The organism is Nocardia otitidiscaviarum, from assembly GCF_007362295.1.
GTDB classification, from domain to species: domain Bacteria; phylum Actinomycetota; class Actinomycetes; order Mycobacteriales; family Mycobacteriaceae; genus Nocardia; species Nocardia otitidiscaviarum.
In genome coordinates this window covers 6,175,612-6,192,192 of the sequence record NZ_CP041695.1, presented here as the reverse complement: position 1 = coordinate 6,192,192, position 16,581 = coordinate 6,175,612, and the positions used below count along the sequence as shown (strand labels likewise).

17 protein-coding genes are annotated in these 16,581 nt (G+C 68.9%); 6 read left to right on the top strand and 11 right to left on the bottom strand.

Features of this window, described 5'->3' with window-relative positions; all coding sequences use genetic code 11:
• Positions 1 to 56: 56 nt before the first annotated feature.
• The gene (gene pdxH / locus FOH10_RS27720) at positions 57 to 782 is read right to left on the bottom strand and encodes a pyridoxamine 5'-phosphate oxidase (RefSeq protein ID WP_186000611.1); all 726 of its coding nucleotides are present in this window, start codon (positions 780 to 782) and stop codon (positions 57 to 59) included.
• 100 nt (positions 783 to 882) lie between these two features.
• Between pdxH and FOH10_RS27715 the strand changes: the two genes are divergently transcribed.
• Positions 883 to 2,025, top strand: coding sequence for a citrate synthase 2 (locus tag FOH10_RS27715; RefSeq protein ID WP_029930934.1), 1,143 nt, complete (start codon positions 883 to 885; stop codon positions 2,023 to 2,025).
• A gap of 113 nt (positions 2,026 to 2,138) precedes the next feature.
• Here FOH10_RS27715 and FOH10_RS27710 read toward each other — a convergent pair whose 3' ends face one another.
• Positions 2,139 to 2,834, bottom strand: coding sequence for an RDD family protein (locus FOH10_RS27710; protein WP_143982909.1), 696 nt, complete (start codon positions 2,832 to 2,834; stop codon positions 2,139 to 2,141).
• A 423-nt stretch (positions 2,835 to 3,257) separates the two neighbouring features.
• Here FOH10_RS27710 and FOH10_RS27705 point away from each other — a divergent pair, with 423 nt between their 5' ends.
• The gene (locus tag FOH10_RS27705) at positions 3,258 to 3,605 is read left to right on the top strand and encodes a DoxX family protein (protein WP_143982908.1); all 348 of its coding nucleotides are present in this window, start codon (positions 3,258 to 3,260) and stop codon (positions 3,603 to 3,605) included.
• 79 nt (positions 3,606 to 3,684) lie between these two features.
• Here FOH10_RS27705 and FOH10_RS27700 read toward each other — a convergent pair whose 3' ends face one another.
• The gene (locus FOH10_RS27700) at positions 3,685 to 4,386 is read right to left on the bottom strand and encodes a hypothetical protein (RefSeq protein ID WP_244961402.1); all 702 of its coding nucleotides are present in this window, start codon (positions 4,384 to 4,386) and stop codon (positions 3,685 to 3,687) included.
• 134 nt (positions 4,387 to 4,520) lie between these two features.
• Between FOH10_RS27700 and serC the strand changes: the two genes are divergently transcribed.
• The 3 genes from serC to FOH10_RS27685 all read left to right on the top strand — a co-directional run bounded on the left by serC (position 4,521) and on the right by FOH10_RS27685 (position 8,336).
• Complete coding sequence (gene serC / locus FOH10_RS27695) at positions 4,521 to 5,645, top strand: phosphoserine transaminase (protein ID WP_029930938.1); 1,125 nt, start codon at positions 4,521 to 4,523, stop codon at positions 5,643 to 5,645.
• Positions 5,646 to 5,861: 216 nt separating this feature from the next.
• Complete coding sequence (gene sepH, locus FOH10_RS27690) at positions 5,862 to 6,869, top strand: septation protein SepH (protein WP_143982907.1); 1,008 nt, start codon at positions 5,862 to 5,864, stop codon at positions 6,867 to 6,869.
• A 690-nt stretch (positions 6,870 to 7,559) separates the two neighbouring features.
• Positions 7,560 to 8,336 carry a DUF6928 family protein gene (locus FOH10_RS27685; protein ID WP_029930940.1) on the top strand — a complete coding sequence of 259 codons (777 nt, stop codon included), beginning with the start codon at positions 7,560 to 7,562 and terminating at the stop codon, positions 8,334 to 8,336.
• A gap of 168 nt (positions 8,337 to 8,504) precedes the next feature.
• Here FOH10_RS27685 and FOH10_RS27680 read toward each other — a convergent pair whose 3' ends face one another.
• Both FOH10_RS27680 and FOH10_RS27675 read right to left on the bottom strand, forming a co-directional pair.
• The gene (locus FOH10_RS27680) at positions 8,505 to 8,801 is read right to left on the bottom strand and encodes a DUF2537 domain-containing protein (RefSeq protein WP_029930941.1); all 297 of its coding nucleotides are present in this window, start codon (positions 8,799 to 8,801) and stop codon (positions 8,505 to 8,507) included.
• The gene (locus FOH10_RS27675) at positions 8,798 to 9,601 is read right to left on the bottom strand and encodes a TrmH family RNA methyltransferase (protein ID WP_143982906.1); all 804 of its coding nucleotides are present in this window, start codon (positions 9,599 to 9,601) and stop codon (positions 8,798 to 8,800) included. The genes FOH10_RS27680 and FOH10_RS27675 overlap by 4 nt, the downstream gene beginning before the upstream one ends.
• Positions 9,602 to 9,712: 111 nt before the next feature.
• On the opposite strand from FOH10_RS27675, the gene FOH10_RS27670 reads away from it, so the two are divergent.
• Entirely contained in the window at positions 9,713 to 10,075 is a 363-nt protein-coding gene (locus FOH10_RS27670; RefSeq protein WP_029930943.1) for an FKBP-type peptidyl-prolyl cis-trans isomerase, read from the top strand.
• Positions 10,076 to 10,180: 105 nt separating this feature from the next.
• On the opposite strand, the gene FOH10_RS27665 is transcribed toward FOH10_RS27670, so the two are convergent.
• The 6 genes from FOH10_RS27665 to FOH10_RS27640 all read right to left on the bottom strand — a co-directional run bounded on the left by FOH10_RS27665 (position 10,181) and on the right by FOH10_RS27640 (position 16,556).
• Positions 10,181 to 10,477, bottom strand: coding sequence for a hypothetical protein (locus FOH10_RS27665; protein ID WP_029930944.1), 297 nt, complete (start codon positions 10,475 to 10,477; stop codon positions 10,181 to 10,183).
• A 98-nt stretch (positions 10,478 to 10,575) separates the two neighbouring features.
• A complete protein-coding gene (locus tag FOH10_RS27660; protein ID WP_244961401.1) occupies positions 10,576 to 11,784 on the bottom strand; it encodes a YhgE/Pip domain-containing protein in 1,209 nt (402 codons plus the stop codon).
• Positions 11,785 to 11,814: 30 nt separating this feature from the next.
• Positions 11,815 to 13,161: a sensor histidine kinase gene (locus tag FOH10_RS27655; protein ID WP_051036826.1), complete on the bottom strand. Its 1,347-nt coding sequence runs from the start codon at positions 13,159 to 13,161 to the stop codon at positions 11,815 to 11,817.
• 97 nt (positions 13,162 to 13,258) lie between these two features.
• Entirely contained in the window at positions 13,259 to 13,975 is a 717-nt protein-coding gene (locus tag FOH10_RS27650; RefSeq protein WP_029930947.1) for a response regulator transcription factor, read from the bottom strand.
• Between the two features lie 16 nt (positions 13,976 to 13,991).
• On the bottom strand, positions 13,992 to 14,387 hold the full coding sequence (locus FOH10_RS27645) for a hemophore-related protein (protein ID WP_143982904.1): 396 nt from the start codon (positions 14,385 to 14,387) through the stop codon (positions 13,992 to 13,994).
• A gap of 72 nt (positions 14,388 to 14,459) precedes the next feature.
• Complete coding sequence (locus FOH10_RS27640; RefSeq protein ID WP_143982903.1) at positions 14,460 to 16,556, bottom strand: AMP-binding protein; 2,097 nt, start codon at positions 16,554 to 16,556, stop codon at positions 14,460 to 14,462.
• Between the last annotated feature and the right edge of the window lie 25 nt (positions 16,557 to 16,581).

Below are 16,581 nucleotides of genomic sequence, written 5' to 3'. Positions count from 1 at the left end.
TCATCCCACGATTTCACCCCTTGCGACCGGTCGAATGCCGGTATCCGCCACGTGGCTCAGGGCTGAAGGCGTTCCACCTTCATGGCCGCGACATCGGTGCTGCCCGGCTCCAGCGTGACCCGAATCCGGTTGTGCATGCGGCTGCGCCGCCCCTGCCAGAACTCCACCGTCTCCGGCCGAATCTGGAACCCGCCCCAGAACGGCGGCACCGGAATGTCGTCAACCCCGGTGAACCGCTCGGTCGTCTCTGCCATCCGCCGATCCAGCTCCGCCCGCGAACCGATGACCCGCGACTGCTCCGACGCCCACGCCCCCAGCCGCGACCCGCGCGGACGCGACCGCCAGTACACCTCGGTGACCTCCGGCGACACCCGGTGCACCGGCCCGCGCACCGTCACCTGTCGGCTCATGGCGGGCCACACCAGGGTGGCCGAGGCGTACGGCGTCGCGGTGAGCGCCAGCCCCTTGAGCGACTCGAAGTTCGTGTAGAAGGTCACACCCTCCGGCGAGAGCCCCTTACAGAGCACGGTGCGCGTCGCGGGTTTCGGTCCGCTCGGGGTCAGCTCCACGGTCGCCAGCACCATGGCGTTCGGATCGACCAGCCCGGCGTGGGTGGCCTCCTCGATCCAGGTGCGCAGCAACGGTTCCCAGCCGTCGGCCAGCCAGCTCTCGTCCAGGTCGGTTTCGCGGCCCGGATGATTGTCGCCGGCGTCCACGCCGTACTCCACGCGCATGGCCGCGATATCCAGCGCGGACGTGACGGATTTCTCCAGGTCGGTCATGGGCCAGACGTTACTCCAGGGTAATGGTGGCGTTAAGGTCTAACTGATCGGCGAGGCCGCCCATCGATCGGGCGGCCCGGTTTGCAAGGAGAGTCACAACATGACTGCCAGCGCTGCGGTTCCCAGTTCAGCAGTTCCGTCCGACTTCGTGAGCGGTCTCGAGGGCGTGGTGGCGTTCACCACCGATATCGCCGAGCCCGACAAGGACGGAGGTGCGCTGCGATACCGCGGCGTCGACATCGAGGACCTGGTCACCAACCGGGTCACCTTCGGTGATGTGTGGGCGCTGCTCGTGGACGGTGAATTCGGTCGCGGCCTGCCGCCCGCCGAACCCTTCCCGCTGCCCGTGCACACCGGCGACGTGCGCGTCGACGTGCAGGCCGGACTCGCCATGCTGGCCCCGATCTGGGGCTATCAGCCGCTGCTCGACATCGACAACGAGGAAGCCCGCGAGAACCTCGCCCGCGCCTCGGTGATGGCACTGTCCTACGTGGCGCAGTCGGCGCGCGGCATCTACCAGCCCGCGGTGCCGCAGAAGCAGATCGACGAGTGCACCACGGTCACCGAGCGGTTCATGACCCGCTGGAAGGGCGACCCGGACCCCAAGCACACCGAGGCCATCGACGCCTACTGGGTCTCGGCCGCCGAGCACGGCATGAACGCCTCCACCTTCACCGCCCGCGTCATCGCCTCCACCGGCGCGGATGTCGCGGCCTCGCTGTCCGGTGCCATCGGGGCCATGTCCGGCCCGCTGCACGGCGGCGCGCCCGCGCGCGTGCTGCCCATGATCGAGGAGGTGGAGAAGACCGGCGACGCCCGCGCTCTGGTCAAGGGCATCCTCGACCGCAAGGAGAAGCTCATGGGCTTCGGGCACCGCGTGTACCGCGCCGAGGACCCCCGCGCCCGCGTGCTGCGCGCCACCGCCGAGCGGCTGGGCGCCCCGCGCTACGAGGTGGCGGCCGCGCTGGAGCAGGCCGCGCTGGCCGAACTGCGCGAGCGCCGCCCCGACCGCGCCATCGAGACCAATGTGGAGTTCTGGGCCGCGGTCATCCTCGACTTCGCCGAGGTGCCCGCGCACATGATGCCCGCCATGTTCACCTGCGGCCGCACCGCGGGCTGGTGCGCGCACATCATGGAGCAGAAGAAGCTGGGCAAGCTGGTGCGCCCCGCCGCCATCTACACCGGCCCCGCGCCGCGCAAGCCGGAGACCGTGGCGGGCTGGGAGAACGTGATCCGCAAGTAGGGCTCGAGCCTCTCGGCGGTTCTTCGAAGACAGGAAAGCGGCTCGCAACCGAAAGGTTGCGAGCCGCGGTCGTTTCCGGGCGGATCCCCCGGCCTACCGGATCGGCAAGGGGATCAACCCTTCACCACGACCGTTTTCATGATCTTGTCAGCGAAGGTCTGGCGCTTCTCGTCCCACAGCGGCCACAGCCAGCCGATGTAGCAGGCGAAGGAATCCGCCGCGTGGCAGATCTTCCGGATGAATGCCGTGCCGAAGCCGATCGGCTGACCGGTGGTCTCCCCGACCAGACGGATGCCGAGCATCTTCTTACCGGGCGTTTGTCCGGTGGTGCCCTCCTTGTAGACCAGGAACACCAGACCGGCGATGCCGACCACGAAGGCCAGCAGCATGAACATGACGCCGACGCCGCTCAGGCCGCCGCCGGTGCACCGGCCGGTGGTGGTGGAACAGGTGATGCTCTCGGTACCGGCGACGCTCGCGATGACGTACAGCAGCGAGGCGGGCAGGCCGAAGATCAGGCCGTCGACGATGTAGGCGCCCGCACGGGAACCCCAGTCGGCGAGCGGAGCCTGCGGACCGTACGGCGCGTAGCCGCCGGGTGCGCCCGGCGCCGGGTAGCCGGGTTGCGGTGCGCCGTAACCGGGTTGGGGAGCGGCGTGCGCGGGCTGCTGTGGGTAGCCGGGGTTGGACTGAGCGTACTGCGGCTGCTGCGGGTAGCCCGGGTTGGACTGCCCGTACTGCGGCTGCTGTGGGTAGGGCTGCTGCCCGTAGCCGGGCTGTTGCGGGTACGGGTTGTTCGGGTAACTCATTCTTTTCCTTGCGGGGTTGGATATTTCGGCACGGACGGTAGCCGATCCGGTGCCCGCTGTGTGCCGGGCGGGCCGTTCGGGGTCCGGGCTCGCTACAGTCTGGTGCACTTCGGCTCTCGCGGCGCGCCGAGTTGGCGACATCCGCCGCGAGCGACCGAGATCCCAGGCCGCGGGGTCGCCGCGACCGAAGATCGATATTGGGATGCGCGTAGGAGGATCGACGGTGGCGCTCGAGATGAGAACATCATGTGAGCGGTGTCACATCACAGGATCGAACCACGAGGGCATCGCCTGGATCTACGCCCGCTCCCGGACTTTCGCAGCCGTGTCACACATCGAGGTCCCGCGCCGTCGACCTGATGAACAACCAGCTCGGCGCTAACCGCGGGCTATGCGAAAGCTGTTGAGGGAGAGTGTATTCCAATGAACACCGGATATGTCGTCGGTGCCGTCGCGACCGCGCTGTGGGTCGGGTTCTCGGCCTTCTCGTTGCTGCGGCGCGTCTCGTGGGTGGTCGATCCGCTGGTGCGGTACGGGGTGCCGCAGTCCTGGTGGACGCCACTGGGGCTGGCCAAGGCGGCGGGTTCGATCGGCCTCGTGGTCGGGCTGTTCGTGCCGGTCATCGGCGTGTTGGCGGCGGTCGGGCTGATCCTGTACTTCCTCGGCGCGGTGGTCACCGTGCTGCGGGCCGGGTCGTACGGCACGGTCGTGTTCCCGGTGCTGTATCTGGTGCCGGTCGCGATCACCCTCGGGCTGGGTATCGCGGCCTGAGCTCAACGGGACGTAAATTCTCGACCCGGCCGATTCGACGACGCCGAATCGGCCGGGTTTCGATGTGTCTCGGGTGCGTTCAGAGTGCGCGCGAGGCCGCCCAGTCGACCGCCACCGATTCACCGCGATCGACGGTGAAGAAGGCGACCTCCAGCTGCCGTCCCAGATCGACGAGTTCGATGGCCGACAGCGGCACCGCGGCCACCACCCGTACCAGCCATGGCGACGGCTCGTCCCAGGCGTGTAACTCCAGATCGAGGCGCAGCACCGGATCGTCGCGGCCCGCGTAGTCGGCGGCCACCGGTGCGGCGGCGAGGACGGTGGCCCGGGCCCGGCGGCCGTCGCTCAGGATCTTGGCGATATTCGTGCGGGTGGCCTCCTCCGGCGGCGGGGCGTACAGCACAACCCGGTCGTGGTCGCCCGGATCGACCCGGCAGGACACCACATCGCCCGGCTGCATCCATTCCAGATCGGATGCGCCGACCCGTTGCCGCACCCGCGTCTCGTACGGATGCCGATCCTCGAGCTGGACCCGGATCCAGAATTCGTGCTCCGGCTCCGAGCGGCGCGCCCGCACGCTCAGTACGGTCGCGGTTCCCGCGACGCCGCGCAGCAGCAGCTCGCGGCGGGCGGCATCGGACATGCCCGCATCCCGCCGGGGTAGCCCGCCCGAGCCGAATTGCGAGGACAGCCGGGTGAACAGGCCCGGACGCCGCCGGGGGCGGCCGGAATCGGCCGCGGTGGCGGCGGTCTCCGAGCTGTCGTGTGCGGCCGTGTTCATAGCCGTGAACCATAACCGCAGTGTGTTCGGGGACACAGCGATACCCGCCGGTTGCCGACAGTGTCCGAGCCGATGGTGTTGCAGCGCCTACCCACTCGCGGATGCGGCCTCCGTCACGCTCTACCCTTGTCGCCATGACCTCTGCGTTCCCGACCATCCCCGACGAACTCAAGCCGGCCGACGGTCGGTTCGGCTGTGGCCCCTCCAAGGTCCGTCCCGAGCAGCTGCGGTCCCTGGTGGACACCGGCGCCTCGGTCTTCGGCACCTCCCACCGGCAGAAGCCGGTGAAGGACGTGGTGGCGCGCGTGCGCACCGGTCTGCGCGAATTGTTCTCCCTGCCCGAGGGTTACGAGGTCGTGCTCGGCAACGGCGGCACCACCGCCTTCTGGGATGCCGCCGCCTTCGGCCTGATCCGGGAGAAGTCGCTGCACCTGAGCAATGGCGAGTTCTCCTCGAAGTTCGCCGCCGTCGCCAAGGGCAACCCCTTCATCGGCGATCCGATCGTGATCAAGTCCGAGCCGGGCAGCGCTCCCGAGCCGACCTCCGATCCGTCGGTCGACCTCATCGGCTGGGCGCACAACGAGACCTCCACCGGCGTGGCCATCCCGGTCTCGCGTCCCGCGGGCTCGGAGAACGCCCTGATCGCCATCGACGCCACCTCCGGTGCGGGCGGTCTGCCGGTGAACATCACCGATGCCGACGTGTACTACTTCGCGCCGCAGAAGTGCTTCGCCGCCGACGGCGGGCTGTGGATCGCGCTGATGAGCCCCAAGGCGCTGGAGCGGGTGGAGGAGATCAAGAACTCGGGTCGCTGGACCCCGGATTTCCTGTCGCTGCCCATCGCCATCGACAACAGCACCAAGGACCAGACCTACAACACCCCGGCGCTGGCCACCCTGCTGCTGTTCGCGAATCAGATCGAATGGCTCAATGGGAACGGCGGTCTCGATTGGGCCGTGAAGCGCACCGCCGACTCCTCGTCGCGGCTGTACTCGTGGGCCGAATCCAGCTCGTACGCCACCCCGTTCGTGTCGGATCCGGCGCTGCGTTCGCAGGTCGTCGGCACCATCGACTTCGCCGATTCGGTGGATGCGGCCCAGGTCGCGAAGGTGCTGCGCGCCAATGGCATCGTCGACACCGAGCCGTACCGCAAGCTGGGCCGCAACCAGTTGCGCGTCGGCATGTTCCCGGCCATCGACCCCGAGGACGTCTCGCAGCTGACCCGGGCCATCGACTGGGTCGTAGAAAAGCTCGCCTGAGCAGTAAAAATGTGGGCGGTTCGCGGATCTTGAATCCGCGAGCCGTACCGAACGCTCTGTGACAGAATCGTTCACAGTAATGCGGCGCGGGAGTCTGTGAGCAGATTTCCGCGCCCGCGTGTCTTGACCCACGAATCTCGGAAGTGCACTACTGTTCCAGTATATGGGCGGTGTCGCGAGCCTGGCTGTGATCGAAGCAGCGATAAGGAGGTAACGGTGCGTGAACTTCGAGTGATCGGATTGACGCCCGATTCCACGCACATCGTGTGCATCGATACCGAAACCGGCCAGAAGTACCGGCTCGCCGCCGACGACAAACTGCGTGCCGCGGCGCGCGGAGACCTTGCCCGATTCGGCCAGATCGAGATCGAAACGGAAGCCACGATGCGTCCTCGCGATATCCAGGCCCGTATCCGAGCGGGTGCTTCGGTCGAACAGGTCACCGAAGAGTCCGGCATGCCCGCCAGCCGGGTGGAGCGTTTCGCCTACCCGGTCCTGCTGGAGCGGCAGCGGGCAGCCGAATTGGCGCAGAAGGCGCATCCGGTGCGCAATGACGGTCCGTCGGTGGAAACCCTCATCGAGATCGTGTCGGCGGCCTTCGCCGAGCGCGGCCACAATGTCGAGGTCGCCGAATGGGATGCCTGGAAGGACGAGAAGGGCTACTGGGTCGCGCAATTGCAGTGGCAGGCGGGGCGTTCGGTCATCGCCGCGCATTGGCGCTACCAGCCCGACGCGCACGGTGGCTCGGTGGTGCCGCTGGACGATCCGGCCTCCGATCTGATCGATCCGGATTTCGGCCGTGCCCTGCGCGGTCTGGCCACCATCCTGCCGGATCAGAACGAACCGGTCGCCGAGCCCGCGCCCGCCCCGGCCCCCGCGGCGCGCGAACGCGTGGAGTTCGAAGCGCCCGCCGCGCCCCGAGTCTCCGACCAGCAGAGCCTGGACGGCTTCTACGAGCAGCGTCCGGCGGTGGGGGACGGCACCGTTCCGGCCGCCGCCCCGGCCGCTCCCGTCGCACCCACTCCGGCTCCGGCCGCGCCGGCCGCGCCGAAGGAACCGGCCGCCCCGGCGCCTTCGGCTCCGGCCGCCGAGGCCAAGCCCGCCGAACCGGCGGCCGCGCAGCCCGCGCCCAAGCAGAAGCCGAACCGCGCCAAGCGCGGCGGCAAGGCTCCCATGCCGTCGTGGGAGGACGTGCTCCTAGGCGTGCGCAGCTCGGGCCACTGAGCCCGCGCCGCGACCCTCGCTCGCCCGCGCCGCAACCGCTCGCCCGCGCCGCGTCTTCGCCCGCCCGTGCGCGTCGCGTTCAGGCGGGTGCCGAGTTCACGTGGGCGTCTCGTAACGACCGTGCACCCGGCGATCGGCCGCTGTGCGCCGCATACCGTCGTCGCGAACGGGCGGCCACCTCGCCCCGCGGTCATTGCTGGACTGGCGTTCTCGCCCGGCTTGTGTCGTGGTGGGCTGATCAGTGCTCGCCAAGCTTGCGTTGTGGTGGGCGGATCACTGCGTATCCGGGCTGCGTCGTGGCGGACCGATCGGTGCCTGCCCGGCGAGTGTGCTCGTATCGGCAGCTGCAAGTTTGCTCATACTCCGATCGCGTGGCTGCGCGATCACATGTGCCCGGGCGGCATTTCCGTGCTCCGCACCGTTGGCCAGTGTGACTACCTGCTGATTCACTGTGTCGGACCATACCGACCGATTCGTCTGATAGGGCTGACCGCGATCGCATCGCCCGGGTGTCCGCCGCGCCCGGAAAGTCCTTGCGCAACCACGCCATTTCGGGCCTGACAGGGGTAGATTTCTTGGTGATGGCAGTGATTGCCGAGTCGATCACACGCTGGCTGGGCATTCGACCATTTAATGTAGCTCGATAATAGCTACACTTGGGATGTAATGATCTCGGGAGGTGTCGCGCCTGTGCCGTCCACAGTCTCCTCGCTCTGGTACGTCGACGCCCCCGATCCGGTAGCCGTCCTGCGCGCCCACCCCGGCCCCGATCCCGATGCCGCCTTCGCCCTGGCCAAGCAGCTCAATCCGGATCGCGACGTGGTGCCCGCGGCCTCCGGCACCATGAAGGTCTGGGCCGGACCCGATCCCGGATCCGTCTATATCGGCTGCTATCCCGGCGTCACGGTGGTGTGCTCGACCCAGGCCGCCCTGGCCCGTCCGACCCGACTGCCGGAACTGCTGGTGCGCCCCTTGGCGTCCGAGCATACCTATCTCGTCTCCTACGACCTCGCCATGGGCTGGGGTGCGTTCGCATACTGGGAGCGGGGAGAATTCCGCCGCTCCTTCAGCGCCACCCGGGCGAACATCCTCGAGGACGAGGGTCTGCCCCGGGTCTGGGAGCGGCCGTACTGGGCCGGGGAGCATCCGATCCAGCTGCGCGCCGGGGAACTGCCCGACCCGCAGTTCCTGCCTTTCGACCCACCGGATTTCGCGGACGCCGCCAATGCCGAATGGCTCGGTTTCCGCTACCGCAACGGCGCGACCAGCGCCCCCGGCGTCGCCCCGGAGGACATTCCGACCCTCGCGGATATGCCGCTGGCACCGGAGGAGATCGAGGTCTGCGGTTTCTCCCTGTTCCCCAAGGGGCAGGCCCCCAAGCCCGAGGCTCCCGCCGAACCCGACCACGAACACAATGGGAAACGCGGGCTGTTCCACTGGTTGCGCGGCCGCGATCGCGTGAGCTGAGTGGCTATCGCCGCGGTGCGCGTGACCGGTCGCCTTCGCCGCGTGTGACAGCGCACGCCGCACACCGAGCAGTCGCGGCCACACGGATCAGCGCGGCCACAGGGATCAGCGCGGATACACGGATCAGCGCGGCCACACAGATCTGCGCGGCCACACGGATCAGCGCGGCTACACGCCGATCAGCAGTGCGATCCAGCCCAGCAGCACACCCGCGCCCAGCCCCGCGATCACCCACCGCGTGACCGGCGCGAACCGCCACCGCCACGCCGTGGGGAGCACTCCGCCCACCGCGACCAGATTCACCGCGATGGACAGCAGCGGATGCACCTGCGCCAGTGCCGCGCCGAAGGCGTACACGCCGCACGCGGTGAGCAACGCGACCATGACCACGACGGTCAGACCGGCCGCCCACGGGGTCGGCTCGGAGTACCCGTACCCGTAGGGTCCATCCGGCGGATAGGTCACTGTGTCCTGACTCTCTCGTAGAAGGCCATGGCGGCCGCGGTGGCCACATTAAGCGAATCGGTCCCCGGTGTCATGGGGATCCGCGCGCGGATGTCGCAGGCCCGCATGGTGTCCTCGGTCAGGCCGGGACCCTCGGCGCCGAGCAGCAGTGCCACCTTCGCTCCGGTCATGGCGGTGGCCAGGGTGGGCGCGGCGGGATTCGGGGTCAGGGCGACGGTCTGGAAGCCGTTGGCGCGCAGCAGGTCCAATCCGCCCGGCAGCTCCGGCAGCTGCGCGAACGGCACCCGCAGCACATGTCCCATGGACACCCGCACCGAGCGCCGGTACAGCGGATCCGAGCAGCGGTCGCCGAACAGCACCGCGTCCGCGCCGAGTCCGGCGGCATTGCGGAAGATGGATCCGATGTTCTCGTGATCGTTCACGCCCTCCAGCACCGCGACCGTGCGGGCGGTCGCCAGCACCTGCTCGGCGGACAGCTGGGGCGGTCGCCGGGCGGCGGCCAGCACGCCCCGGTTGAGGTGGAACCCCACCACCCGCGCCATCACCTCGGCCGAGGCGCGGTAGTACGGCACGCCGACCCCGGCCAGGTCCTCGGCCAGCTGCTCGTGCCGCCGCGCCGTGCCCAGCAGGGCGAAGGGGCGGAACCGGGAGTTCAGCATGCGCTGCACGACCACCACGCCCTCCGCGATGACCAGCCCTTTCCCGCCCGGGAGGTCCGGTCGGCGGTCGGCATTGCTGAGGTCGCGGAAGTCGGCGACACGCGGATCGGCGGGGTCGTCGATATCGATCACTTCGGCCACGGGCAAACATCCTGCCCTGGCGACATACGCGGCCCGGCTCCGGACCCGCGCCGCACGTCGTCATAAGGTGAAGCACGACCGCAGGATCCCCGATCGTGAAGAGGACAGCGTATGAGCAACAAGCCGGTAGTCGAATTCCAAGAAGGCCCCGCGCCCGCCGAGCTGGTGATCAAGGACCTGGAGGTGGGCACCGGTCCCGAGGCGAAGCCGGGCGACAAGGTCGACGTGCACTACGTCGGCGTCGAGTACGACACCGGCGAGGAGTTCGATTCGTCCTGGAACCGCGGCGAGTCCATCGACTTCCCACTGAACAATCTCATCCGGGGCTGGCAGGAGGGCATCCCGGGGATGAAGGTCGGCGGCCGCCGCCAGCTCACCATCCCCCCGGAGCTCGCCTACGGCCCGGCCGGCGCCGGACACCAGCTCTCCGGCAAGACCCTCGTCTTCATCATCGACCTGCTCGGCGTGAGCTGAGAGATCGGACATGATCGTGCCCGCCGCGCATCAGCACGGCGGGCCTGTCCGCCTCCCCGAGTATTCAGCGGGCGGCAGTGTGGTCGCGTGCGAGCGGGTTGTTCCTCAACCGACTACCGCGTTCATGATGGTGCCCGCACTGGTGGCCGTCGCACCGCCGAGCATCGCGTTGGCGACCATCTTCGGGGACTGGAGTCCGCCGCCACCCCATTTCTCCCAGGCGAAGCGGCCGCCGCCGTAGGTGATGGCGGCGATTCCGGACATCTGGGCGAACCAGGTGAAATAGCGGAACATCTTCATGAGCTTGTCGGCGGCCGGTGGGGTTTCCGACGTGGGATTGGTGTACTGCTGTGCCACAACGGTTCCGTACAGGTCGTGCGCGGCGACGAGAATACTGCTCACGATCAGTTCCTCTCCGAATACCAGATGGTGGGGATGGAGCTTCTTGTGAAACCGGTCGACCAGAGCAAATCGGGCTAATTCTAAACCCAGTGATCTTGTTATTTGCGAACGATCTCCACGGGGTCGGCGAGGCTGATAGCAATCTGTGACTGCTGTCCGCCGCTGCCCTTCGTGAGCGTCGTCAGCGCCTGATTGGCCTGCTTACCCAGGGTGGTGGTGACATTCTGGAGCTGGTCCACCCCGCCCGTGAGCGCCTGCATGGCCGCGAGCAACTGCGCCGCGCCCTGATCGGCGAGCTGCGGAATCTGCTCGGCGAGTTGCGCGCCCTGGCTCAGCTGGGCACTGGCGTCGCCGAGGCGCCCGGCGCCATCGCGCAGTAGCTGACCGATCCGCGTGTCGGGGGTGACCTGAGTGCCGGTCAACTGTCCGAATCCGGTCAGCTGGGCGCTGGCCTCGTCGGCGACCTTCCGCAGCCCCTCGAGTTGGGTGATGATGTTCGCCAGCTGCGGATCCGCCGCGAACGGCAGGGCGCGCAACAGTGGCAGCACCGTCGCGAGCCCGTCGCTCAGGGTGGTCGCCGACTGCTGCACCTGGCCGACCGTCACCCCGGTGCTGTCCAGGGTGTCGGCGAAGGAGTTGGCCTGCGCGGTCGCCGCCGACACCGTCTGCTCGAGCGTGGCGATGGCCGAAGTGATCTGTCCCGCACCCGATTTCGCGCTCTCCAGGAAGGCCAGCATCTCATCGGCCCCGCCCTGGAACTGCTCCGCGCCGTCGGCCGCCGCCTGCACGCCCGCACCCAGCAGGGTGGCGGTGAACGCCACCTGCGACACCTGTCCGCGCGCGGAGTTCATGAGTGCGAACACGGTGTCCATCCCGGCCGCGCTGATCTGCCGGGTCACCTCGGTGACCGCGTCGTTCACCAGGTTCGGGTCGGCGTGGTCGTTCGAGTCCACCTCGACCCGCGCCCGCTGTGGGGCGGCCGTGGCCAGCGAGGCGACGGAGGTGGACAGGTCGGCGGGCAGGGTGACGACCGCCGCGTAGTCGGCGGTGCCGGCCGCGTCGACCACCGCCCACTCGTGCGCGCCGCTCTCGCGCAGCGTGGTGGCGATGCGTTCGCCGAGGGGGCCCTCGTCCCCGTTGACGAGCGCCACGGCGGTGGGCGGATTCGCCGAGCGCAGCCAGGTGACCGCACCGGCGGCGAGCGCCCCGGTCACGACGAGGGCGAGCAGTGCGAATAGCAGGCGTTTACGGCCGCGGATTCCGGCGCGATGCGATGCGGTCGAATTCGAGGTGCTGTTGGCGGACACGCTTTGCGACCGTACGGGTACGAAATGTCCTCAGCTCTGGCGATTGTCTGAGGGTTCGGTAAGGGATGCGGTGCGATCGGGCAGATCCAGCACCAACCGTACCCCGCCGAGCGTGCCGTCGTCGAAATAGGCACGGCCGCCGTGCAATTGCGCCTGTTGCGCGACCAGGGCCAGGCCCAGTCCGGAACCGCCCTTGCTGGCCTGGCTGCCCCGGAAGAATCGCTCGAAAACCGAATAGCGTTCCGCCTCGGGAATTCCGCGACCGTTGTCGTCCACGGAAATGATGATGTGCCCGTTGCGGGCCCGATGCGCCGACAGCAGCGCCTCGGTCGCCCGCCCGTGGCGTGCCGAATTGGTGAGGGCGTTGTCGACGGCGAGCCGCAGCCCGGTGGGCAGCCCCCGGGTGACCAGTTCGGCATCGGTGTCGATGCGCACCTTCAGGTGGGGGAAGTGCCGCATGGCGTCGTGGGCGGCGGTATCGCAGAGATCGCCCACATCGGTTTCCACATGGTCGCGTTCGTCGGTGAGGTCGCCGGCGGCGAGCCGCTCCAGCGCGGCGAGGGTGGCCTCCACCCGGTCCTGGCTGCGCTGGAGATCGGCCAGGATCTCCGCGCGCTGTGTCTCGTCCAGGTCCAGGGTGCGCAGCACCTCCAGGTCGGTGCGCATGGCGGTGAGCGGCGTGCGCAGTTCGTGCGCGGAGACGGCGGCGAAGTCGCGCGCCGTCTCCAGTGCGGCGGCGGTCTCGGCCTGGGCCCGGTCCACCCGGCGCAGCATGGTGTTGACGGCATCGGCCAGCTTCTCGGCCTCGCGCACACCGGAGCCGTCCACCGGAAGCGGCGCACCGGAATTGGAGGGACGGCGCTCATCCACCTGCTGGGTCAGATCGGCGATCGGGCGCACGGCGCGCCCGCCGAACAGCCAGCCCAGCGCGGCCGCGGCGACCACCGCCACCACGGCGGCGACGAGGACCCAGCGCCGCTGCTCGGCGGTGGCCTCCGCGGTCTGCGTGGTCGGAATGCCGAGGGAGACAACCCGTCCGGGCGGTTGGTTCTGATCGGTGGTGAGCACCCGGTAGGGCACGCCGCCCACGGTGACGGTCTCCGAGCCCAGCGGCAGTGGCGGCAGCTCGATCCGGGTGCTGTCCACCAGGCCCTGCTGATTGCGCACGGTGATCGCCAAATCCTTGTTGGCCCCGAGGAATTCGAGCACATTCACCGACAGCACCGGTTCGATCAACACGATCTGGGAGGCCAGTGTCAGCTGCTGGTCGGCCTGGGCGAGATTGTTGCGTTCGATGGCGTAGATGGTCACCCAGGACAGCGCGGCCACGATGACGGTCGCCCCCAGCGCCGCCGCGGCGGCGACGCGCGTACGCAACGAATACGACCTGGGCGGTCGGGACCGCTGCTCGGAGCGAGCGAACCACCTCCGCCGGATGGCGTTCACCGCGGCCGTCCGTTCCCGTCGGTGCCCGTCACTTCGGTGCTCGCAGCACGAATCCGACCCCTCGGATGGTGTGCAGCAGTCGCGGCGTTCCATCGGACTCCAGCTTGCGCCGCAGGTAGCCGACGAAGACGTCCACCACATTGGTGTCGGCGGCGAAGTCGTAGCCCCACACCAGCTCCAGCAGCCGCTCCCGGCTCAGCACCACCCCGGCGCTGCGGGCCAGGGTGGACAGCAGCTCGAATTCCCGCTTGGTGAGCTCGATCTCCTTGCCGTGCAGCAGTGCCCGGTATCCGGCCACATCCACCTCGAGCGGTCCGACGGTGATGCCGCCCGGGGTGGTCGGCGCGGCGGTGTCGCTGCGGCGGCGCAGCAATGCGCGGATCCGAGCCACCAACTCGGCCAGGACGAAGGGTTTGACCAGATAATCGTCGGCCCCCGACTCCAGTCCGGCGATGCGGTCGTCGACGGAACTGCGCGCCGAGAGCACGCAGATGGGCACCTCGTTGCCCATGGCGCGCAGCGCCGTCACCACCCCGGCCCCGTCCAGGACCGGCATATTCATATCGAGCACCACCGCGTCCGGTGACTCCTCGGTCACGGCGCGCAGGGCCGCGGCTCCGTCCCGGGCGATCACCACCCGGAACCCGGAGAGCCGCAGCCCGCGTTCGACGGAGGCGAGCACATCCTCGTCGTCGTCGACTACCAGCACGGTCGGGGTCTCTCCGCGTTCGGCCACGGTGTCCATTTTGGCGCAGGCGGGGTCAGTAGTTGTGGCAGGACTCCGCGACGGCCTGGATGGCGGCGGCGATTCCACCCGCCCGCGGGTCGTTCTCGGCCTGGGCGGCGGCCTCCGGATTCTCGCGGACGTAGGCGTCGAACTCGGCTTGGCGTTGTTCGACGGGCTGGTCGAACTTGGCCCGCAGTTCGGCCTTGGTGTCGGGGTTCTGGTCCAGGAACTGGGCCAGCGCGGGGGCCTTGTCGTGCAACGCGGCATCGACCTGGTCGAAGGTGCAGGTGGAGGTGAGCAGCGGCGCGACCATATCGGCGGGCGCGGCGGCGGCCGTCGCGGGGAAGAGCCAGACGGACACCGCGGTGAGAGCGCCGAAGGCTCCCGCGGCGGCGATGGTGCGGCGCGGACGGCTGTGCGTGGATGACATGCGCCCGACGCTAGGCCACCCGCTCGAGAGCCCGATGAACCGATTCTGAGAAGTTCTTGAAGAGTGAACCGCTCAGTTGGTGACGGCCGGATCGGCGGGGGTGTCGCCGCCGTCGGTGGTGTCCTGATCGAGAGGCAGCGGCGGCGTGCGTTCACCGCTGCGCATGAGTTCGGCGGCATCGCCCACCTGCTGTTCGAGCACGTCGAGCATGCCCGCGTCCTCGATGGTGGGCGGTACCTCGTACTCCTCGCCGGAGGCGATCTGCCGGATGGTGCGGCGCAGGATCTTGCCCGAGCGGGTCTTGGGCAGTGCGCTCACCACGACCACGTCGTAGAGGGTGGCGATGGCTCCGACCCGGTCGCGCACCCGCTCGGTCACCTCGCCGCGCAGTTGCTCCTGGTCGATATCCATACCCTGTTTGAGCACCACGTACCCGATGGGCCGCTGCCCCTTGAGTTCGTCGGGTATCCCGATCACCGCGGTCTCGGCGACGGCCGGATGTCCCGAGATGGCGGCCTCGATCCCGCCCGCGGAGAGCCGGTGCCCGGCCATATTGATCACGTCGTCGGTGCGGCCGAGCACGAACAGGTAGCCGTCCTCGTCGAAGTATCCGGAGTCCCCGGTCAGATAGTGGCCGGGGTAGGCGGAGAGATAGCTGCGTTCGAAGCGGGCGTCATCGCGCCACAGTGTCGTGAGTGTGCCGGGCGGCAGCGGCAGCCCGATCACGATATTGCCCTCGGTGTTGGCGGGCACCGCATTGCCCTCGGAGTCCAGCACCCGCAGCCGGTATCCGGGCACCGGCACCGCGGCCGAGCCGGGCTTGACCGGGAGCTGTTGCAATCCCAGCGGATTCGCGCAGATCGGCCAGCCGGTCTCGGTCTGCCACCAGTGGTCCACGACGGGGCAGTCCGGATGGTCGGCCAGCAGGGTGGTGGTCACCCACTCGTAGGTGGCCGGATCGAGCCGTTCCCCGGCGCAGAACAGCGCGCGCAGCCGGGACAGGTCGTGGCGCTTGGCGGCCGCCGCCTGGGGGTCGGCGCGCCGAATGGCCCGCAGCGCGGTCGGCGCGGTGAACATCACATCGACGCCGTAGTCCTCGATCAGCCGCCAGAAGGTGCCCGCGTCGGGCGTTCCGATGGGTTTGCCCTCGTACAGCACGGTGGTCGCGCCCACCAGCAGCGGCGCGTAGACGATGTAGGAGTGTCCGACCACCCAGCCGATATCGGAGGTGGTCAGCATGACCTGCCCGGGTGCGACGTCGTAGATGTTGCGCATGGACCAGGCCAGCGCGACCGCGTGCCCGCCGTTGTCGCGCACCACGCCCTTGGGCTTCCCGGTGGTCCCGGAGGTGTAGAGGATGTAGAGCGGATCGGTCGCGGCCAGGGATACCGGGTCGGCCGGGTCGGCGTCGCGGACGGCGTCTTCCCAGTCCAGCCAGCGTGCGGCCACCGTCTCGGTGGAGTCGGGCAGGTTCTCGGTGGCGGCCTGCGGGGTGGGGAAGCGGATGGTGGGGAAGCCGTCGCGCTGTTTCACCAGGACGAGCCGGGGCGCGGTGGTGTCGGCGATATCGAGGGCCTGCAGCACGATGGGCGGGTATTCGATGCGGCGGCCGGGTTCGAGCCCACCGGAGGCCGTGATGATGAGCACAGGTTCGGCGTCGTCGATGCGGGCGGCGAGTTCGGGGGCGGCAAACCCGCCGAAGACCACGGAGTGGACCGCACCGATGCGCGCGCAGGCGAGCATGGCGATCACGGCTTCCGGGATCATCGGCATATATATGACGACACGATCGCCGGTCCGGACGCCGAGGCGTAGCAGGGATCCGGCAAACCGGGCGACTTCGTCCAGTAGCTCCTTATATGTATAGACACGTCTGGCGCCCGTCATAGCGGAGTCGTATATTAGGGCGGGCTGATCGGCGCGACCCCCCTCGCGACCGTTGGACTGGTCATCGTCCGATGTGATGTCGCGCACATGGCGGTCGAGTGCGTTGTAGGAGGTGTTGAGGCGAGCATCGGGAAACCACCGGGCCGTCGGGCGGGCTGTCGGGTCCAAGATCTGGGTGGGAGGCACCTCCCAGCTGATGAATTCGGCCGCCGCGAGCCAGAACTCCGAAGGATCGACCAGGCTCGTCTGGTACGCCGGCCGGTACTCCTGCTTCGCGTTCAACCCCGTGACTCCCTAGCTCCCCGTC

Excerpts from the sequence above, each read along its gene's own strand:
- FOH10_RS27710 (WP_143982909.1), bottom strand. The coding sequence starts at position 2,834 with ATGAGTTACCCGAACAACCCGTACCCGCAACAGCCCGGCTACGGGCAG.
- FOH10_RS27650 (WP_029930947.1), bottom strand. The coding sequence starts at position 13,975 with ATGGACACCGTGGCCGAACGCGGAGAGACCCCGACCGTGCTGGTAGTC.
- FOH10_RS27645 (WP_143982904.1), bottom strand. The coding sequence starts at position 14,387 with ATGTCATCCACGCACAGCCGTCCGCGCCGCACCATCGCCGCCGCGGGA.
- FOH10_RS27670 (WP_029930943.1), top strand. The coding sequence starts at position 9,713 with ATGAGCAACAAGCCGGTAGTCGAATTCCAAGAAGGCCCCGCGCCCGCC.
- pdxH (WP_186000611.1), bottom strand. The coding sequence starts at position 782 with ATGACCGACCTGGAGAAATCCGTCACGTCCGCGCTGGATATCGCGGCC.
- serC (WP_029930938.1), top strand. The coding sequence starts at position 4,521 with ATGACCTCTGCGTTCCCGACCATCCCCGACGAACTCAAGCCGGCCGAC.
- FOH10_RS27700 (WP_244961402.1), bottom strand. The coding sequence starts at position 4,386 with ATGAACACGGCCGCACACGACAGCTCGGAGACCGCCGCCACCGCGGCC.
- FOH10_RS27715 (WP_029930934.1), top strand. The coding sequence starts at position 883 with ATGACTGCCAGCGCTGCGGTTCCCAGTTCAGCAGTTCCGTCCGACTTC.
- FOH10_RS27705 (WP_143982908.1), top strand. The coding sequence starts at position 3,258 with ATGAACACCGGATATGTCGTCGGTGCCGTCGCGACCGCGCTGTGGGTC.